This window comes from Rhizobium sp. BK379, from assembly GCF_014193955.1.
Classification (GTDB): Bacteria; Pseudomonadota; Alphaproteobacteria; order Rhizobiales; family Rhizobiaceae; genus Rhizobium.
This window is the reverse complement of the sequence record NZ_JACIAD010000001.1, coordinates 886,319-903,589: the sequence shown is the minus strand read 5'-3', so window position 1 is coordinate 903,589 and position 17,271 is coordinate 886,319. Positions and strand designations below refer to the sequence as shown.

The window sequence follows — 17,271 nt, the reverse complement described above, 5'->3', positions numbered from 1 at the left end:
AAGAGATCGACCCCAAGCCCGCGTTTTGAAGGAGGAAAAAAAATGGAGCGTATCGAGAGGGAAGTAAGCGGCGGCTGCCAGTGCGGGGCCGTGCGCTACCAGGCAACCGCGATGCACGACAATTCGCATCTCTGCCATTGCCGCATGTGCCAGAAAGCTTCGGGCAACATCTTTGCCGCGCTCGTCGCCGCGCCCGACGATGCGCTTACCTGGACACGCGGCAGGCCTCAAGTCTGGAAGAGCTCGGAGCTAGTCGAGCGCGGCTTCTGCGCCAATTGCGGCACACCCTTGTTTTTCCACCACCTCGAAAACGGCCGCACCAACCTGATGATCGGTTCGCTCGACGATCCGCACGCCTTTCCGCCGCATGCCAGCACCTGCACCGAGAACATGGTGGGGTGGTTCGATACGATCACGGGCATAGAGAATACCGGTGCGACCGAAACCAACGGCGCCGACTGGGCTGCGGCGATCAAGGAGAGCAGCAACCAGCACCCCGATCACGATACGAGTTCATGGATGGTCAAGGGGGCGTGATGGCTGACTCCTGTTCCGCCTCTCACGAGTGGGCAGGCTGCGGCTCGATGCCGACGTCGAGCAGATCGATCGAGACGGCGACCCGATCGAGGATGGGCCGGTTGTCCGGGCCGATTGCGTAAACCCTGCGCTTCGTCGGGATTTTCAAACCAGCGAAACTCCTGACATCGCTTGCATAGTTGGCGCTCCTGGTGCCGCCCATGATGTCGACGCTGTAGTCATGGCGCCGCAACAGGCCGTCCGCATTGAAATAGAAGGTCTGCACGGTGGAATGGCTGGGGACGGTCGGCGGGAAGGTTACCTTCAGCCGGCGCCAGGTTTCATCCTCTTCCTGCCACGGCTCGATCTCCTCCGTCCTGAAACCGGGAAGCGTGAAGAGAAACGGCGTCGTCAGATAGGTCCACATGGCATAGCCGGTGAAATAGATCAGGTGCTGCCGGTCCCAGGGCGTGGCGATCGTATGTCCTTCAAAGAGGGAACGCGGTGCGGCACGATGCTCGATGACGTCGCCGCTGTCAGCAACGACAGCCGTTTGCTCCGGCTCCCAGACGCAATGCTGCCCTTTCTCCAGGAAGGGCGTGAATTCGGTGTGCGGACGACGGGTGGAGACCGAGGTGTGGATGTCGGCATAGACATCCGGCCAGCCCTTCACATGCCAGACCGCGCCGCCAACTTTGATATGCGCATGCAATTGCTCGATCTGCTGCCAGCGTTGCAGGCCGCCATGCGCTTCGATTGCGAGATCCAATAGGTCGGTCACTTCGAGAGCCTCCGGTTCGTGATGATCATAAAGGTTTAACTTTGAAACCTATCGACATCTATTCCGATATGGTTTAACTTTGCAACCGTAATTCGGATGAAAGGCGGAAAAATGAAGGGCAAGCGAACTGACATGGGGGATGCCCAGTGCGGGATCGCGCGGTCTTTGCAAGCCGTCGGCGATTGGTGGTCGCTCCTCATCATCAGGGAGGCTTTCAAGGGGCTTCGACGGTTTTCCGAGTTTCAGAAGAGCCTCGGGCTCGCAAAGAACATCCTCTCGGTTCGCCTGCGAAAGCTCGTGGAAGAGGGCATATTCACGGTGGAGCCGGACCCTGACTCCGCACTCAGCCATCTCTATCTCCTGACGCCGAAAGGCCGCCAGCTGAGCGTGGTCCTTGTCGCTCTCTGGCAATGGGGGGAGGAGCATTGCTTTGCAGAGGGTGAACTGAACTATGCGATCGTGGACAGCCTGAACCGGCAACCCTTGCAGAAGCTTCAGCTTGCAGCCCGCGACGGCCGGCCTCTGGACTCTCAACAGTTTCGCATTGATCCCCGGATCGTTGATCCCGGGATCGTTGAGCCCAGCCCCTAGGGAGCCTTCGTTGCAGGCGCAGGGCGCTTCTCGTCAAGCCTCTTCATGAAGCGCTCCATCTCGATGACGGCGCGCCGATGCGTTCCTTCACCGATAAGACCGGCATCGTCGCGGCATGTTACGTTGAACAGGAGCGACTTTCCGCAGATCTCCGCCAGTTCAATTTCCGCGGTGATGTTCATTCCGACCGGCGTTGCCGCGACGTGACTGACATTGACATGGGTGCCGACGGTGCGCTGTCCCTGACGAAGGAAAGGTCGAAGGCCCTGCACACAGGTCTGCTCGATGAAGGCAATCATGATTGCTGTCGCCAGCACCGGCGGCATGTCACGAAAACCGGGCCAGGAATCGTCGATCTCGGGAACCGTATGGATGGGGGCGACACGCAGCCGTTCTACATGACGCAGCCCGACAAAGAGTGGCGGCAGTTCGGCGGACTGTCTCATATCTTGCCCAATCGCATATTGATCGGCCAGGAAATCGGCAGCTTCCGCGTTGGCTCGCCCCATAGGGACGAGACATCGCGTACGAAGCCCTCCAGAATATCATCGCGCCCGGCCTCGTTCACGCGCCGGACGGCGGACCAGGTCGACAGGTAACCCAGGAATTCTCCAAGCTCCCAGACACGATCGATCGTCATTTCGGGATAGGGCATCTCTTCGAATGGAAACTCGATGTCGGCATAGCCGGAATCCACAAGCTTGCGCTCCGGCGGCCAGTAGGGACCGATTTCATCGCTGTAGAACCTGTCGAACCGGTGCTGCAGGTCGGAAGGTGCAAGCCGCATCACGCCATAACTGAGCAAGGCGATGATCGCGCCGTCGTCGGCGACACGTCGCACCTCGGCGTAGAAACGCGGGCGGTCGAACCAGTGGGCCGCCTGCGCCGCGGTGATCAAGCTCGCGCTTGCGTCGGGCAGGGGGAGCTGTTCTGCGGGGGCACGGAGATAGTCGACGTTCGAAGGACCCTGCGCATTGGCGATCTGGTCTTCGCTGGGATCGATGCCGATGACCTTGTGGAAATGCTCCGCGAGTTGTCGCGTCAGTTGCCCGGTGCCGCATCCGACATCGACCGCGCAACCCCTGCTGCCGACGGTCTCAGCCAGAAACTTCGAAAGCCCCGCCGGATATTCCGGTCTGAACAACGCATAGGCCCTGCCGCCCATGTCGAACCAGTTTTTCGCAGTGGTTGTCGAGGTGTTCCTAGTCATCCGTCTTTCCTGCACGTTCCGCATCCGCCAGCCGGTCGGCAAAGCCCTGTCTTTCAAGGGCGGCCGCAAGGCTGCCCAACATGTCGAGCAGCGGGAATCCGATTTCCGTCTCAAGCGCGCCGATGGCGCGGAACGTCGTTTCCCAATGGGGTTCCAGCCTCTTCAGAAGTTCCAGTCCGCGCCTGGTCAGCTTCAGGCCGCTCTTGCGTCCGTCTTCCAGATCGTGCCGAACGACCAGATCGTCCTTCAGCATCAGGCTCACGGTCTGGCTGATCGCCCCTTGCGTCAGGCGGCTGGCGGTCGTGATATCAGTCACCGTGACGGCTCCTGCGCTGAGGGCACGGAGCACGGGCGTATAGCGGGGGCGGTAGTCGATTTCCATGGCCCGATAGCGCTCGGCTGCGCCCTGGTCCACCAATTCGCCGACATATCGAAGGAGTTCGCCCAGACCGGGCCTGTCTTTGTCGCTCATGGACAGGAAATTATATTAGCGCTAATGTAATTTCAAGCGCCTGTCTTCATTCACATGGCCGACGCGGAATTTGCCGTTCAGCCAGCCGATTGATGGGGATGACGAGGCCCGGATAAGCGACGAACGTTTTCGTGGCGCTCTCATCTAGCGGGAACCGTTGGCAGCCTCCAGGCGGTTGCGCTCAATTTCACTCATGTTCGACAGAACCCAGCGCGTCAGCTGCGTCAAAGGCTCGGCAAGCGACCTGCCGAGGGTGGTAAGGCTATATTCCACCTGAGGCGGGATTGTCGGATAGACCTTTCTGGAAACGAGACCGTCGTTTTCAAGGGCACGCAAGGTCCGTGTCAGCATCTGCTGGCTGATGCCCCCGATAAGCCGGCGCATTCGTTAAATCTCCTTGGGCCATCCAGCAGCATCGTGATCGTCATGATCGTCCACTTGTCACCAATGCGACCAAGCATCTGGCTGATTGGACGACAGTCCATGCTCGTTCCCGGTTGCGGCGGCGGGGTAGGTAAATCCATGTGACCAGGCCCTAAAATTATGCGTTCTTGTGCCGATGCAGTCTAGCAAACATATCTAGTCAGTAAAACATACTACCACAGGAGATGTTATGACTGACCGGAAAACAATCGCGATTTTTGGTGCCGGCACAGGGTTGGGTGCTTCCGTCGCAAGGCGCTATGGAAAGGCCGGGTTCCGCGTCGCCCTCGTCGCTCGCAACGCGCAATTTCTGGACCAGAGGGTGTCCGAGTTGTCGGCGCAGGGCATAGAAGCGGCCGCCTTTCCCGGCGATCTCAATGAGATCGACGCAATCGCGGCTTTGGTAGAAAAGATCGAAGAGAAGTCGGGTCCAATTCACACCGCCGTTTTCGCGCCTGTCGGCAGCTTTCGTATGCTTCCGGCTGTCGATCTGACGGCAGCCTTGCTCAAGGAACTCGTCAATATCCTGACCTTGGCTCCAGTCGAAGTCGTCCGCGCGGTATTGCCGGGTATGCTTGCTCGCGGCAACGGGGCGATCATCGTCGCCGACGGTCTTTCGGCGGTGACGCCAATGCCCGGATTGAGCGGCCCAGGCCCGGCCTTTGCCGCCACACGCAAATACATCCTCGGCCTCCACGAAGAGATCAAGGCGCGCGGCGTGTTCGCCGGGATGCTCCACATCGGTGCCATGATCGACAATTCCACAGGCCTTCGCATTGCGGCCGCAAATGGCCTGCCGCTCGATGATCGGCGCTTCACGACGATCGATCCCGACGTACTTGCCGAGGAAATCTGGTCGATGGCGGCCGACCGGACTCGTGCCGAGTCGATCCTGCCGGCTAATCGCTATGCGCATTGACCGATAGGGCCTTCATGAGGGGCAGCGGCAACACCGCTGCCCCCCGCTCAAGATGGCCCTTGTTCCACGCATCGGCCATTGCGATCTCCTCGCATCACGACACAGAGAGAGCAGGACCAATCACCGGACAAGGAACCCAAGCACTGCTGCGTTTGCAAGATCGATGAAGAATGCGGAGACGAGCGGCAGGATGATGAAGGCGATGGTCGCTGCTCCGTGGATCTTGGTGACCGCCGTCATGTTGGCTATTGCCGTGGGGGTGGCTCCGAGCGAGATCCCGCAAAAGCCGGCGGAAATGACCGCCGCATTGTAGTTGCGCCCCATGGCCGGGAACACGATGAAGATGATGTAGATAATGGCCGCAAGCGTCTGCACCGCCAGCACGATCGCGAGCGAAAGGCCCAGTCCGCTCAAGGCCCACAACTGCATGCTCATCAAGGACATCGCCAGGAATACGTTCAGAGAGAGATCGGATATGAGCGCCAGACCGCGGGTGTGTGCTGGCCAGGGCAAATTCGGAGCCAGGATCGGAATGCTGTTCGTCATCACGATGGCGACCAGCAGACAGACGACGAACAGCGGAAGATTGATCCCGGCTTCAAGGATAAGCTCGTGCAGGGCGTAGCCGATGATGATGGCAATATTTGTCACCAGCAATGTGCGCAACAGGCCGATGTAGCTGACATCGTCTTCCTGGCCGGCAACGGCATCCCGCGACACGCCGATCGTCAGCTCCTGGTCCTTGGGGCCGCTCAGGCCATTCCGGGCGATCAGATACTGCGCGATTGGTCCCCCGATCAGACTGGCGACGACCAGGCCGAGCGTTGCGCTGGCAATGCCGATTTCGAGAGCATTGGTGAGCCCGAAACGGCTCGACACGATAGGTGCCCAGGCAATCGCCGTGCCGTGCCCTCCGATCAGTGAAATCGAACCGAGAAGGATTGCCATGCCTTGCGGAAGACCGAGCACTTCGCTCGCCCCCATGGAAAGGAGGTTCTGGATGACAAGAAACGCAAGCGTGAGGGCAAGCAGGATGAGAAACGGCTTGCCTCCGGCAAAGAGATCGGAGACCCGCGCGTTCAGGCCGACGCCGGTGAAAAAGTAAAGCAGCAGCATGTCGCGTGCGGCAAGCTCGAAGCTGATCTCGATATCGAAGAACTCGTAGGCGGCGAGCGTCACGAGCGCTGCCAGCAGCCCGCCCGTGACTGCCTCCGGGATGCTCCAGCGGGTGAGGACGGGGATGAGCCGATTGAGGTTCGCGCCGGCGAAGAACACGAGGATCGCTATGGTGAAGGAGAGCAGTCCCGGGACTTGTATTGTCGACATGTGCCACCTTCACCGCCAGACGCGCCGTATCGGTTGCAAAACACTGACACACGCGCTTTGACTGAACCAGTGAAAATATTGTTTCGTCGTCTCGCTGCTCCCGGGGACATCATGCTGCATCCGGCTTCTGCGACCCGTTACTGGTTTCGAAGCACGCCGACGAGAGCCTTTCCGTCGGTGAAATAGGGATCGCCGCCGCCGTTGCGACCGTCTTTGGTCGGTCCGATGCCATTGATCTCATAGCTCGACAAAAGTTGCCCGGCCTTGAGAAGGTCGCTGATGACAAGGTCTCGCTCTGCATCGACATCAGGGCCGATATGATGCGTGATTTGACCGGTATCGTGGCTGAAGCCGACGCCGCGATCAAAACTTGCCGAGCCCAGCCAGTGCGGGCGGCCATTTGGGCCGGTTTGTTCGGTCAGCCAGAAACGAACATGGTTGCGTTCGTCGGCGCTTTTGCCGACGGGCTTTTCGAAAGCCAGATCCTGTTTTCTGCCCTCGAAAAGCAGTGGGCTGACCGGCGCATCGAGATCAGGCCGATCAAGCACCACGCTCAGCCCGATATCGATCGATGTGCGCAGGGTAATCTTGTCGGCAGGATCCCATTCGGCCGCCGCGAACGCCCGGATAACCTCTTCCTTCGAACCGACAAGACCGACATTGATGGGGTCGCCGGGAATACCCTGCTCGGTGGTCGTGACCATGTTGCCAACTTTGGCAACGCGGTCGGCATCGTGAAAAATCCAGATTTCGGGAATGACGAAATAGGCAAGCAGCAAATATGTGAACAGCAGGGCAGCCACAGTGCTGGTCGCCATGCGGATTCTCGTGCGATGACGCATTGGAAATCCCCCCAGATTGCCAGGGAGGATCATACGCCGAACATGCGGCGGCGACATTCATAATTTGCAGTTGTCCGCTCGATCTCGATCGAAGCAAAAAGCAAACGCACAGGACGTCGACTGTCGCGCCGACGATAGCATTCATTAGAAACTGCTTGAATTCTGATACGCATGTTGTATACAAGTTGTTTATCAGCTCGTGGAGCAGGTCCATGTCGCTTTCATTCTCTTCGCAGCCGGATGCCGCCCAGGACATGGTCTATGCCTGGTTGAAGCAGCACGTGCTGACCTTGCCCCGCCATGAGACGACTTTCCTGACGGAGTCGCAGGTCTGCCGGGAGACCGGGGTTTCCCGAACCCCCGTGCGGGAGGCCTTCCTGCGGCTGGAAGCCGACGGCTTGCTCAAGATCATGCCGAAGAAGGGGGCTTACATCGCGCCGATCACCGAGGCCGAGATCGACGATATCATGCAGGCACGGCGCCTTGTGGAAGAATGGTGCGCGCAGCAGGCAAGCAGTTTCGGCAGCAGCGTCGCCGATGAATTGGACAGGATGATCGAGCGGCAGGAACAAGTCCGCAACGATCCCGTCGCCTTCATCGAAAGCGATCGGGAATTCCACAGGACAATCGTGCGGGCAGCGGGCAACGTGGTTCTCGCAACATTCTACGAGAGCCTGCGGGATCGGCAGGTCAGGATGGGCGTGCATGCCATCTCCGTCGGCAGCCGGATCGACGAGGTCCTGGTCGAACATCGCGCAATTGTCGATGCGATCCGGGCCGGCGAGCCGGCGCGGGCGGTGGCGGCGGTCGGCGAGCATCTGGCGAGGACGCTGACGGCATTGCGGGCGCCGGCTTTCGGCGGCCGGGCTGCCGTCTCTCGGGCTGCGGAATAGCCGCTGCGCGGACGCAAACTTAAGGCTGACAGGAAAGCAGGAATGGCAATCGGATAATTCAGATCAGCACCGGGGGGCCGGACATGGAACCAGTTTTCGACGTGAGTGCATTCAGGCAGGCGTTGGGGCAGTTTCCGACCGGTGTGTGCGTGGTCACCAGTGTCGTCGGCACAGAGACGCTCGGTGTGACGATCAGCTCGTTCAATTCTCTCTCGCTCGACCCGCCGCTGGTCCTGTTCAGCATCGATCGCCGTGCGGCCAGCCTGCCGCTTTGGCAGCAGGCGGCGGCTTACACGATCAACGTTCTCTCGGAAAACCAGGCGGACCTGTCGGGCCGCTTCTCGCGGTCGCTGACCGACAAGTGGGAGGGGATCGCCTGCGAGACCCGGGCAGGGCACGGTCCGACATTGCCGGGTGCTGCGGCGGTGTTTCACTGCGCACATTGGGCCGTCCATCAGGGCGGTGACCATCTTCTTTTCATAGGCAAAGTCATCTCGTTCCGCACGTTCCGAGACCGCCATCCGCTGGTCTTTTCCAAGGGCCGCTACGCCGCCCTGGAAAATGAAGGATTCGCCGATCAATCGTGGCCGTTGGCCTCGCACTATTGAAGGGGGTAGTGATGTTGAAGACAGGTGCACAGCATATCGAAGCCCTGCGCGACGGCAGGCAGGTGTTCATCAACGGCGCTGTTGCGGGTGATGTCACCGCGCATCCGGCCTTTCGCGAAACGGTACGGTCCTTGGCGCGGCTCTATGACTTCCAGAGCGAGGAACGGAACCGGGCGCTCATGACCTGCGAGACGGAGAGCGGGGACCGCGCAAGCCGGATCTGGCAGATGCCGGCGAGCTACGCGGAACTCGTGGAGCGACGCAAGGCGCTGGAGACATGGGCCACACTGCATTGCGGTTTCCTTGGCCGTGCTCCCGATCATGTCGCCTCCTGCCTGTCCGGCATGATGATGGGGATCGATGTCTTCCGGGATCATGATCCGAAGCGCGCCGATGCGCTGGCCGACTATTATCGCCATGCCCGCGACAGCGACCTCTACCTGACATACGTGATCATCAATCCACAGGCGGACCGGTCGAAGACGGCAAGCCAGCAGCAGGACCGCACGCTGACTGCCGGTGTCGTCGATCAGGATGCGGAGGGCCTGACGATCCGCGGCGCAAAGATGCTGGCGACGGGTGCGATCATGGCGAACGAAGTCCTCGTGACCTGCATCCAGCCGCTCTCGGAAGGAGATGAGCCCTATGCCGTCTCCTTCGCCATCCCGATGAATGCGCGCGGCATGACAATCATGTCCCGCAAATCCTACGAGGAACATGCGGTGAGCGTGTTCGACAACCCGCTCGCCAGTCGCTTCGACGAGAACGACGCGGTCCTCTATTTCGATGATGTCAAGGTGCCCTGGGACAGGGTATTCATCAACCAGGATATCAAGATGTGCCAGCGGCAGTTTCATGGCACGCCGGCGCATGTCCTGCAGAACTATCAGGCGCAGATCCGCCTGATGGTGAAGATGCGCTTCCTGTCGGGGCTGGCGCATCGCATTGCCGAAACCAACGGCATCGTCAATTTCCCGCAGGTGCGTGAGATCCTCGGCTCGCTGGCAGCCCAGAATGCGATGGTCGACGCCTTTGTCCACGCCATGGAGGTCAAGGGGCAGATGCGCGGCCGCTATTTCATCCCGGATGCGCACATGCTCTATTCGGCGCAGGTGCTGACCCAGAAACTTTATCCCGCCGTGATCTCGACCCTGCGTGAGCTGGCGGGCGGCGGATTGATCATGCTGCCTTCGAGCGTCGCCGATTTCGCCGACCCGCAGCTGAAGGAACTGATCGAGAGGACGCAGCAATCACCGGCAACCAGCGCCGAAGGACGGGTGAAGCTGTTCAAGCTGGCCTGGGATGCGATCGGCTCGGAATTCGCCTCGCGCCATACGCAATACGAAATGTTCTATGCCGGGGCGAATTTCGTCACCACCAACCACAGCTTCCGCACCTTCGACTGGCATTCCGGCACAAGGCTTGTCGACCAGATGCTGGATTCCTATTCGCTCGAGGGCGAGCGTCCCGCCGATGCCGCGGTGGCGGCATGAGCTTCCCGATTTCGGCCTTCCGGGAGCACAAGGAGTTCCACCGCGTCGACATGGATACCGGCTGGCATGGTCTTTCCGGCTATCCGCCCGGCATCGAACAGAAGATACTGGCGGGACGCCTGGACGAGACCGGGGGCAAAGGCAGCCGCACCCGCTTGCTCCGCTTCAGCCCGGGTGCGCGGACCGAGCGGCCGTTTGTCCACGATTACTGGGAGGAGGTCTATCTGCTCGAGGGCGACCTGATCGTCGGCGATGGAACAGAACTGGCGACCACCTTCTCCATCCATACCTATGCCTGCCGTCCGCCCGGTGTCTTTCACGGACCATTCAGATCGGAGACGGGATGTCTGCTGCTGGAGGTCCACTACTATGACGCACCATAGATTCTGACGCAGGGCGGCCGAAAACCTCGCAGCCCATCGGCCTGATCCGGCTATTGCCCGCCGGCCGATACGGCGAGGAACACCGCCTTCTGTGCCTCGAAGGCGCGCTTGAATGCGGGCCGCGCCTGTCCGCGCGCGATATAGGCGCAGAGGTTGGGATATTCCTCCAGCAGGGACGATCCCTCCAGCCGCAGCAGCACCGAGATCATCTGCAGGTCGCCGGCGGTGAAGTTTCCGTCGAGCCAGTCGGCATCGCCGAGCCGTTTCGACAGTTCGCCGAGCCGCTTGCGGATGCGGTCGTTGACGTAGGCCAGTCGCTCTTCGTACCAGGCCTCCTTGCCCTCCTGATATCTGGCGGTTTCGCGGTCGACGATGACGGGTTCCATCGTGGAGATGGCGGCAAACATCCAGGTGATCGCGCGCGCCCGGGCGTTGGCATCGTCGGGCAGCAGGCCGCCATGATTGAGGGCGATATGCAGGATGATCGCACCGGATTCGAAGAGCGCGAGATCGCCTTCCTCATAGGTCGGGATCTGCCCGAAGGGCTGAAGCGCAAGATGGGCGTGCTCCTTCATCGTCTTGAAGGAGACGAGGCGGACATCATAGGGCTGGCCTGCTTCCTCCAGCGCCCAGCGCACGCGCATATCGCGCGCAAGGCCCTTGCCGCGATCGGGCGAGCGTTCGAAGGCGGTAATGGTGATCGTCATTTCTGTCCTCCGTGATCTGTCCGTCTGGAAGACGGGCAGGCGGGCCTGAATCCGACAGCGGGACGATGGAAATAATCCCGGCGCGGGCCAAGCGGAGCCGGCCTTGCGCCATCACCCGCCCGTGGAAGGATAGCGTGCCGGTCACAAAGAAACGAGGCTTGGCAGAGGTGGATTCACTTTCGTCGGCGGTCTGCTTTGATCTCTGTCAAGGACTGCCGGGCGGGCCTGCGATACACCTTCTCATGTACCCGATTCCTGGACGTGCAGCGCCTGCGATGGCGCGACAGGAGATGGTGATTGGCCTGACACGCCTAAAGTGTCATAATGGTTGCGTCGGCAACTCTGGGGAGGCGTTGTGGCTCAAATCACGGATTCTGTCGCAGAGTTCAAGAGGAAGCGCAGGCGGGAGCTTTTGACCTTCGCGGTGCTCGCTTTCGGGATTTGGCCCGTCGTTGCTGTCGGGGTCGTCGGCGGTTACGGCTTCGTGGTCTGGATGTACCAGATCGTCTACGGGCCGCCGGGGCCGCATGAGGTCAAGGCCGCACCTCCCGGCTCGGCAGAGTGAGGATCTCCAATGGTTCTCTCGACACGCACGCGACGCGGTTTTCTGACCGGCAGGTCATCGGCAGATCCGGCGACGAATTTTCCTCCCGGGGTGATACTTCCCCCCGGAGCGACTGAAACATCCGTTCGGAGCTGTTCGGGCTGCGGCGCATGCGTCGATGCCTGTCCCACCAAGATCATTTCGATCCGTTCGGGCGTTCCGACCGTGGACTTCAGGCTCGGGGAATGCACCTTCTGCGGCCAGTGCGCGGAACGATGTCCCGAGAGCGTTTTTCCGGCAGGTGCCGCCAGCAGCTTTGCCCATCATGCAGTTATCGATGACGGGTGCCTCGCCAATAATTACGTCGACTGTCAGGCCTGCCGCGACAGCTGTCCTGAAGGCGCCATCCGATTCTGGCCGCGGCTCGGCGGGCCGTTCGTTCCGGAGCTCGATGCGCATGCCTGTACGGGATGCGGCGCCTGCATTTCGGTCTGTCCGGCCGATGCAATCGCGATGAAACCGCGCCATCGGGAGACAGCCCATGTCTGACAGCCGCCATCACGTCTCCAGCGCCGTCGTCATCACCCGCCCGGAACTGACCGGAGATGTCGCGGCGCGTCTGGTTGCGATCGAAGGGGTGGAGGTTCACGCGACGGTGCCCGGCAAGATCGTCGTCGTGATCGAGGGGCCGCATTCCGGGGTGCTCGGGGAGAGGCTCATCGGCATTTCGGGGATGGACGGCGTGCTCGCCGCCCACATGGTTTTTGAACAGGCATTGGAAATCGAGGAGACAAATGATGACGACCGAACTCACGCGGCGTGATCTCCTGAAGGCGCAGGCGGCGGCGATTGCCGCGACGGCTGCCGGCATCGCTGCGCCCGCTGCGGCGCAATCGGTGCCGGGCGGAGTGGCGGCGCTGGAGATCAAATGGTCGAAGGCGCCATGCCGCTTCTGCGGCACCGGCTGCGGCGTCATGGTCGGCGTGAAGGAGAACCAGGTCGTTGCCACCCATGGCGACATGGAGGCCGAGGTCAATCGCGGCCTCAACTGCGTCAAGGGCTATTTCCTCTCCAAGATCATGTACGGCAAGGACCGGCTGACGAGCCCGCTGCTGCGCAAGCGGGACGGCGTCTACGCCAAGGACGGCGAGTTCGAGCCCGTCACCTGGGAAGAAGCCTTCGACGTGATGGCGGCGCAGGCCAAGCGCGTGCTGAAAGAAAAGGGGCCGACGGCGCTCGGCATGTTCGGCTCCGGCCAGTGGACCATCTTCGAAGGATACGCCGCGACAAAGCTGATGCGGGCGGGCTTCCGCTCCAACAACCTCGATCCCAATGCGCGCCACTGCATGGCGTCCGCGGCGGTCGCCTTCATGCGCACCTTCGGCATGGACGAGCCGATGGGATGCTACGACGATTTCGAAAACGCCGATGCCTTCGTGCTCTGGGGCTCGAACATGGCCGAGATGCATCCGATCCTCTGGACGCGCGTCGCCGATAGGCGGCTCGGGCACGAGCATGTCAAGGTCGCGGTGCTCTCCACCTTCACGCATCGCAGCATGGACCTTGCCGACATACCGCTGATCTTCAAGCCCGGTTCGGACCTTGCGATCCTCAACTACATCGCCAACCACATCATCCAGACCGGCCGGGTCAACCAGGACTTCGTCGACAAGCATACGAAGTTCATGAAGGGCACGACCGATATCGGCTACGGCCTGCGCCCCGACAATCCGCTGGAATTGAAGGCCAAGGGTGTCGCCGACGCCGCCAAGATGGAGCCGATCGATTTCGAGGCCTTCAAGGCGATGGTCTCCGAATACACGCTCGAAAAGGCGGTCGAGCTTTCGGGCGTCGACAGCGCCTTCCTGGAACAGCTCGCGGAACTCTATGCCGATCCCAAGACCAAGGTCATGTCGCTCTGGACCATGGGCTTCAACCAGCATGTGCGCGGCGTCTGGGCCAACCAGATGGTCTATAACCTGCATCTGCTCACGGGAAAGATTTCCGAGCCGGGCAACAGCCCGTTTTCGCTGACGGGGCAACCGTCTGCCTGCGGCACGGCCCGCGAGGTCGGCACCTTCGCCCACCGCCTGCCGGCAGATATGGTCGTTACCAATCCGGAGCATCGCAAGCATGCCGAGGAAATCTGGAAGGTGCCGGAGGGGCTGCTGCCGGACAAGCCCGGTTATCACGCCGTCGAGCAGGACCGCATGCTGCATGACGGGAAGCTGAATTTCTACTGGGTGCAGGTCAACAACAACGTCCAGGCAGCCCCGAATACCAGCAACGAGACCTATAAGGGATATCGCAACCCGGACAATTTCATCGTCGTCTCGGACGCCTATCCGACAGTGACAGCCATGAGCGCCGACTTGATTCTGCCGGCGGCCATGTGGGTGGAGAAGGAGGGTGCCTACGGCAATGCCGAACGGCGCACGCATGTCTGGCACCAGCTGGTCAATGCGCCGGGCGATGCCCGCTCGGACCTCTGGCAATTGGTGGAATTTTCCAAGCGCTTCACCACCGACGAGGTCTGGCCCGCCGACATCCTCGACAAGAACCCGGACTACAAGGGCAAGACGCTCTACCAGGTGCTCTACCAGAACGGAAATGTGGACGAATTCCCGCTGACGGACGTCTCGCCCGACTACGAGAACCGCGAGGCCAAGGCCTTCGGCTTCTACATCCAGAAGGGGCTGTTCGAGGAATATGCCCATTTCGGCCGCGGGCACGGGCATGATCTGGCACCCTACGACATGTACCATCAGGTGCGCGGCATGCGCTGGCCCGTCGTCGACGGCAAGGAGACGCGGTGGCGCTACCGTGAAGGCTACGACCCCTACGTCAAGCCGGGCGAGGGGCTGAAGTTCTACGGGCAGAAGGACGGCCGCGCGGTCATCCTGGCGGTGCCTTATGAGCCGCCCGCCGAGTCGCCCGATGACGAGTTCAATTTCTGGCTGGTGACGGGCCGCGTCCTCGAACATTGGCATTCGGGCTCGATGACGATGCGTGTTCCAGAGCTCTACAGGGCCTTTCCCGGTGCGCGCTGTTTCATGAACGGCGACGACGCCAGGAAGCTGGGCTTCAACCAGGGTGCGGAGGTGCGCATCCAGTCACGGCGCGGCGAGATCATCAGCCGGGTGGAAATCCGCGGGCGCAACCGCATGCCGCATGGCGTGATCTTCGTGCCGTGGTTCGACGCCAGCCAGCTGATCAACAAGGTCACGCTCGACGCCACCGACCCCATCTCCAAGCAGACGGATTTCAAAAAATGCGCAGTCAAGCTTCTTCCGGTCGCCTAATCTCCAGGCGCGCTCGGGCGATCGCGGCCGTCGCCCTTCTCCTGCTCACCGGCACCGTCACGCTCGCGCAGATGGTGCCCTCGTTGTCCGGCAACGAGAATCCGATGGAGAGCAAGGAGGCGAAGCCGGTTCCCAAATGGGTGATCGATGACCTGAGGAAGATGCGGAACTATCCGGACCAGCCTCCGATCATCCCGCATTCGATCGAGGGCTACCAACTGACGGTAAACGCCAATCGCTGTCTCTCCTGCCATCGGCGCGAGCTGACGGAAGGCTCCGGCGCGCCGATGATCAGCGTCACCCATTACATGACCCGGGAAGGGCAGATGCTCGCCGATGTCTCGCCGCGGCGATATTTCTGCACCGCCTGCCACGTGCCGCAGGCGGATGCGAAGCCGCTGGTGCCGAACACCTTCAAGGATATGAGCGAGCTGGGCTTCAAGCCTGCGGGAAGCGAGCAATGATCGGCAGGATCAAAACGATAGTCCTGTGGTGCTGGCGCCTGTTGCGCTCGCCGGCAACGACACTCAGCCTGGCATTCCTGACGCTCGGCGGCTTTGTCGGCGGGGTCATGTTCTGGGGTGCCTTCAATACTGCGCTCGAAGTGACCAATACCGAGGCCTTCTGCACCGGCTGCCATGAAATGAAAACGAACGTCTATGAGGAGCTGAGCCGCACAGTTCACTTCTCGAACCGTTCGGGCGTTCGCGCCACATGCCCGGACTGCCATGTGCCGCACCAGTGGACCGACAAGATCGCGCGCAAGATGCAGGCGTCGAAGGAAGTCTGGGGCAAGATATTCGGGACGATCAACACGCGCGAAAAATTCCTCGACAAGCGGCTGGAACTCGCCGAGCACGAATGGGCGCGGCTGAAGGCCAATGACAGCCTTGAATGCCGGAACTGCCACTCGATGGGCGCCATGGACCTGACGAAACAGACCGTGCGCGCCGCCGAGATCCACACGCGATACCTGCTGCCGGGCAAGGCGACCTGCATCGATTGCCACAAGGGCATCGCGCATGAGCTTCCGAACATGGAAGGCGTCGATCCGGGCTGGAAGGTTCCGGCGGAGCTGATGGGCAGGAATGCCGATCCCGGCTGGCATGAGCGGGCCAAGCTCGCGGCCTATCTCGGCACGGCCGATGCGGTGGCCGTCGACAACTGACGGCTGCGGCGGCTCTGCCTGGTGTCGCATGAAGGGCAGGGCATGCGTGTGAAGGTCCGCAGCTCCAAGCCTCTGCAAGCGGCAGGCTTTCCGGGGCTTGGAACGTTTGCCGGGGCATCCGCGTTTTCGCCGTCATGATGTACGTGCAGCCCGTTCCTTCGCCGCTTGTCTCCCCGCGGGTCGGCAAGATCGTTCAGACCGGCCGCGAGCAGATCCATTTGCTCGAAAGCGGCAGCGCGGGTGCGGATCCCGTCGTGCTGCTGCATGGCTGCGGCAGTATCGCCGAGGAGGTGATGACGCCGTTTTCGGGCAGCGGCCTCCACATTCTCGCGCCCGACAGGCCGGGTTATGGTTTCAGCGCGGCACTGCCTGCCGGCGAGCGCGGGCCGCTTGGCCAGTCCTTCTGGCTGGAGCGTTTGCTGGAGGCGCTGGCGTTTGAGCGTGTGGTGCTCGCTGCCCACTCGATCGGCTGCGCGGCAGCCCTGCATCTGGCCGCCCGCCGGCCGGATCTGCTGAAAGGCCTGTTTCTCATTTCTCCCTGCTGCCGGCCCGTTCCCTTCAAGCCGCTGATCGTGCTGCGCAGCGCCGTCGCTCCCTTCGTCGGCCCCGTCATCCGCCAGCATGTGATTGCCCGCTGGTCGTCCTATTTCCTCGAGCGCGGCCTGCGCACCTCGTCCCATCCCAATCCTGTCGCCGCAGGGCTTTTCGCGCTGCCGGCCATGCATGTGGTCAATGCCGCCTCGATCGCCACCATGGCCGAGGAACTGTGGGCCTTCAACGGCGACATGCAGCCGCTTCGGAGCCTTCCGGCGGATCTGCCGGTTTCCGTTCTCTTCGGCCGTGAGGACCGGATCATCGGACCGCGCTGGCATCTCGACTGGCTTCAGGAGAGGCATCCGGCGGCAAAGGTTGAACTGCTGGATGGGATCGGCCACATGCCGCACCATGTCGCCTCCGATCTGGCGGTGACGATGCTGGCCGATCTTGCCGGCAAGACGCCGGGCGATCTTGCAGGCAAGACGTCGGGCGAAACCGGTGAGGCGAGCCAGTCCACAATCGCGGTCACCTAAGGGCGTCGCGCAAAAAAAAGCCC

General features: G+C 61.5%; 21 protein-coding genes and 1 pseudogene. 14 read left to right on the top strand and 8 right to left on the bottom strand.

Features of this window, described 5'->3' with window-relative positions; translation table 11 throughout:
• Positions 1-42 precede the first annotated feature (42 nt).
• Complete coding sequence (locus FHT93_RS04640) at positions 43-537, top strand: GFA family protein (protein WP_183846364.1); 495 nt, start codon at positions 43-45, stop codon at positions 535-537.
• A 22-nt stretch (positions 538-559) separates the two neighbouring features.
• On the opposite strand, the gene FHT93_RS04635 is transcribed toward FHT93_RS04640, so the two are convergent.
• Positions 560-1,297, bottom strand: coding sequence for a hypothetical protein (locus tag FHT93_RS04635; protein WP_183846362.1), 738 nt, complete (start codon positions 1,295-1,297; stop codon positions 560-562).
• 111 nt (positions 1,298-1,408) lie between these two features.
• Here FHT93_RS04635 and FHT93_RS04630 point away from each other — a divergent pair, with 111 nt between their 5' ends.
• Positions 1,409-1,888, top strand: a complete 480-nt coding sequence (locus FHT93_RS04630) for a helix-turn-helix domain-containing protein (protein WP_183846360.1) — start codon at positions 1,409-1,411, stop codon at positions 1,886-1,888.
• Here the strand turns inward: FHT93_RS04630 and FHT93_RS04625 are convergent.
• The 4 genes and pseudogenes from FHT93_RS04625 to FHT93_RS04610 all read right to left on the bottom strand — a co-directional run bounded on the left by FHT93_RS04625 (position 1,885) and on the right by FHT93_RS04610 (position 4,094).
• Entirely contained in the window at positions 1,885-2,334 is a 450-nt protein-coding gene (locus FHT93_RS04625) for a thioesterase family protein (RefSeq protein ID WP_183846358.1), read from the bottom strand. The genes FHT93_RS04630 and FHT93_RS04625 overlap by 4 nt on opposite strands.
• The gene (locus FHT93_RS04620) at positions 2,331-3,098 is read right to left on the bottom strand and encodes a class I SAM-dependent methyltransferase (RefSeq protein ID WP_183846356.1); all 768 of its coding nucleotides are present in this window, start codon (positions 3,096-3,098) and stop codon (positions 2,331-2,333) included. Before FHT93_RS04620 ends, FHT93_RS04625 begins: the two co-directional genes overlap by 4 nt.
• A complete protein-coding gene (locus FHT93_RS04615; RefSeq protein ID WP_183846354.1) occupies positions 3,091-3,570 on the bottom strand; it encodes a MarR family transcriptional regulator in 480 nt (159 codons plus the stop codon). The genes FHT93_RS04620 and FHT93_RS04615 overlap by 8 nt, the downstream gene beginning before the upstream one ends.
• A gap of 144 nt (positions 3,571-3,714) precedes the next feature.
• Positions 3,715-4,094: pseudogene (locus tag FHT93_RS04610) on the bottom strand (helix-turn-helix domain-containing protein).
• 89 nt (positions 4,095-4,183) lie between these two features.
• Here FHT93_RS04610 and FHT93_RS04605 point away from each other — a divergent pair.
• A complete protein-coding gene (locus FHT93_RS04605) occupies positions 4,184-4,912 on the top strand; it encodes an SDR family NAD(P)-dependent oxidoreductase (protein ID WP_183846352.1) in 729 nt (242 codons plus the stop codon).
• Positions 4,913-5,032: 120 nt separating this feature from the next.
• On the opposite strand, the gene gltS is transcribed toward FHT93_RS04605, so the two are convergent.
• Both gltS and FHT93_RS04595 read right to left on the bottom strand, forming a co-directional pair.
• A complete protein-coding gene (gltS, locus tag FHT93_RS04600) occupies positions 5,033-6,238 on the bottom strand; it encodes a sodium/glutamate symporter (protein ID WP_183846350.1) in 1,206 nt (401 codons plus the stop codon).
• A 137-nt stretch (positions 6,239-6,375) separates the two neighbouring features.
• The gene (locus FHT93_RS04595) at positions 6,376-7,056 is read right to left on the bottom strand and encodes an LssY C-terminal domain-containing protein (protein WP_246781540.1); all 681 of its coding nucleotides are present in this window, start codon (positions 7,054-7,056) and stop codon (positions 6,376-6,378) included.
• A 236-nt stretch (positions 7,057-7,292) separates the two neighbouring features.
• Between FHT93_RS04595 and FHT93_RS04590 the strand changes: the two genes are divergently transcribed.
• The 4 genes from FHT93_RS04590 (at position 7,293) to FHT93_RS04575 (ending at position 10,457) form a co-directional block, all read left to right on the top strand.
• Positions 7,293-7,973 (top strand): GntR family transcriptional regulator, encoded by a 681-nt coding sequence (locus tag FHT93_RS04590; protein WP_183846346.1) that lies wholly within the window; start codon positions 7,293-7,295, stop codon positions 7,971-7,973.
• Positions 7,974-8,056: 83 nt separating this feature from the next.
• Complete coding sequence (locus tag FHT93_RS04585; RefSeq protein WP_183846344.1) at positions 8,057-8,581, top strand: flavin reductase family protein; 525 nt, start codon at positions 8,057-8,059, stop codon at positions 8,579-8,581.
• Positions 8,582-8,592: 11 nt separating this feature from the next.
• The gene (locus tag FHT93_RS04580; RefSeq protein ID WP_183846342.1) at positions 8,593-10,074 is read left to right on the top strand and encodes a 4-hydroxyphenylacetate 3-hydroxylase N-terminal domain-containing protein; all 1,482 of its coding nucleotides are present in this window, start codon (positions 8,593-8,595) and stop codon (positions 10,072-10,074) included.
• On the top strand, positions 10,071-10,457 hold the full coding sequence (locus FHT93_RS04575) for a cupin domain-containing protein (RefSeq protein WP_183846340.1): 387 nt from the start codon (positions 10,071-10,073) through the stop codon (positions 10,455-10,457). The genes FHT93_RS04580 and FHT93_RS04575 overlap by 4 nt, the downstream gene beginning before the upstream one ends.
• A 50-nt stretch (positions 10,458-10,507) precedes the next feature.
• On the opposite strand, the gene FHT93_RS04570 is transcribed toward FHT93_RS04575, so the two are convergent.
• Positions 10,508-11,164, bottom strand: coding sequence for a glutathione S-transferase family protein (locus FHT93_RS04570; RefSeq protein ID WP_183846338.1), 657 nt, complete (start codon positions 11,162-11,164; stop codon positions 10,508-10,510).
• Positions 11,165-11,519: 355 nt separating this feature from the next.
• Between FHT93_RS04570 and napE the strand changes: the two genes are divergently transcribed.
• The 7 genes from napE to FHT93_RS04535 all read left to right on the top strand — a co-directional run bounded on the left by napE (position 11,520) and on the right by FHT93_RS04535 (position 17,248).
• Positions 11,520-11,729 carry a periplasmic nitrate reductase, NapE protein gene (napE, locus tag FHT93_RS04565; protein ID WP_183846336.1) on the top strand — a complete coding sequence of 70 codons (210 nt, stop codon included), beginning with the start codon at positions 11,520-11,522 and terminating at the stop codon, positions 11,727-11,729.
• A 9-nt stretch (positions 11,730-11,738) separates the two neighbouring features.
• Positions 11,739-12,257, top strand: a complete 519-nt coding sequence (gene napF / locus FHT93_RS04560) for a ferredoxin-type protein NapF (RefSeq protein WP_112546553.1) — start codon at positions 11,739-11,741, stop codon at positions 12,255-12,257.
• Positions 12,250-12,531 carry a chaperone NapD gene (locus FHT93_RS04555; RefSeq protein ID WP_183846334.1) on the top strand — a complete coding sequence of 94 codons (282 nt, stop codon included), beginning with the start codon at positions 12,250-12,252 and terminating at the stop codon, positions 12,529-12,531. The genes napF and FHT93_RS04555 overlap by 8 nt, the downstream gene beginning before the upstream one ends.
• Positions 12,506-15,010, top strand: a complete 2,505-nt coding sequence (napA, locus tag FHT93_RS04550; RefSeq protein ID WP_112971877.1) for a periplasmic nitrate reductase subunit alpha — start codon at positions 12,506-12,508, stop codon at positions 15,008-15,010. The genes FHT93_RS04555 and napA overlap by 26 nt, the downstream gene beginning before the upstream one ends.
• A 71-nt stretch (positions 15,011-15,081) precedes the next feature.
• Entirely contained in the window at positions 15,082-15,474 is a 393-nt protein-coding gene (locus tag FHT93_RS04545; RefSeq protein WP_112546689.1) for a nitrate reductase cytochrome c-type subunit, read from the top strand.
• The gene (locus FHT93_RS04540; protein WP_348649767.1) at positions 15,474-16,178 is read left to right on the top strand and encodes a NapC/NirT family cytochrome c; all 705 of its coding nucleotides are present in this window, start codon (positions 15,474-15,476) and stop codon (positions 16,176-16,178) included. Before FHT93_RS04545 ends, FHT93_RS04540 begins: the two co-directional genes overlap by 1 nt.
• A 134-nt stretch (positions 16,179-16,312) precedes the next feature.
• Entirely contained in the window at positions 16,313-17,248 is a 936-nt protein-coding gene (locus FHT93_RS04535) for an alpha/beta hydrolase (RefSeq protein WP_183846330.1), read from the top strand.
• Positions 17,249-17,271 lie beyond the last annotated feature (23 nt).

Coding starts and splice junctions, on each gene's coding strand:
- FHT93_RS04590 (WP_183846346.1), top strand. CDS start 7,293: ATGTCGCTTTCATTCTCTTCGCAGCCGGATGCCGCCCAGGACATGGTC.
- FHT93_RS04620 (WP_183846356.1), bottom strand. CDS start 3,098: ATGACTAGGAACACCTCGACAACCACTGCGAAAAACTGGTTCGACATG.
- FHT93_RS04545 (WP_112546689.1), top strand. CDS start 15,082: ATGGTGCCCTCGTTGTCCGGCAACGAGAATCCGATGGAGAGCAAGGAG.
- gltS (WP_183846350.1), bottom strand. CDS start 6,238: ATGTCGACAATACAAGTCCCGGGACTGCTCTCCTTCACCATAGCGATC.
- napA (WP_112971877.1), top strand. CDS start 12,506: ATGACGACCGAACTCACGCGGCGTGATCTCCTGAAGGCGCAGGCGGCG.
- FHT93_RS04570 (WP_183846338.1), bottom strand. CDS start 11,164: ATGACGATCACCATTACCGCCTTCGAACGCTCGCCCGATCGCGGCAAG.
- FHT93_RS04580 (WP_183846342.1), top strand. CDS start 8,593: ATGTTGAAGACAGGTGCACAGCATATCGAAGCCCTGCGCGACGGCAGG.
- FHT93_RS04575 (WP_183846340.1), top strand. CDS start 10,071: ATGAGCTTCCCGATTTCGGCCTTCCGGGAGCACAAGGAGTTCCACCGC.
- FHT93_RS04555 (WP_183846334.1), top strand. CDS start 12,250: ATGTCTGACAGCCGCCATCACGTCTCCAGCGCCGTCGTCATCACCCGC.
- FHT93_RS04640 (WP_183846364.1), top strand. CDS start 43: ATGGAGCGTATCGAGAGGGAAGTAAGCGGCGGCTGCCAGTGCGGGGCC.
- FHT93_RS04605 (WP_183846352.1), top strand. CDS start 4,184: ATGACTGACCGGAAAACAATCGCGATTTTTGGTGCCGGCACAGGGTTG.
- FHT93_RS04595 (WP_246781540.1), bottom strand. CDS start 7,056: ATGGCGACCAGCACTGTGGCTGCCCTGCTGTTCACATATTTGCTGCTT.
- napF (WP_112546553.1), top strand. CDS start 11,739: ATGGTTCTCTCGACACGCACGCGACGCGGTTTTCTGACCGGCAGGTCA.
- FHT93_RS04625 (WP_183846358.1), bottom strand. CDS start 2,334: ATGAGACAGTCCGCCGAACTGCCGCCACTCTTTGTCGGGCTGCGTCAT.
- FHT93_RS04535 (WP_183846330.1), top strand. CDS start 16,313: ATGATGTACGTGCAGCCCGTTCCTTCGCCGCTTGTCTCCCCGCGGGTC.
- FHT93_RS04630 (WP_183846360.1), top strand. CDS start 1,409: ATGAAGGGCAAGCGAACTGACATGGGGGATGCCCAGTGCGGGATCGCG.
- FHT93_RS04615 (WP_183846354.1), bottom strand. CDS start 3,570: ATGAGCGACAAAGACAGGCCCGGTCTGGGCGAACTCCTTCGATATGTC.
- FHT93_RS04585 (WP_183846344.1), top strand. CDS start 8,057: ATGGAACCAGTTTTCGACGTGAGTGCATTCAGGCAGGCGTTGGGGCAG.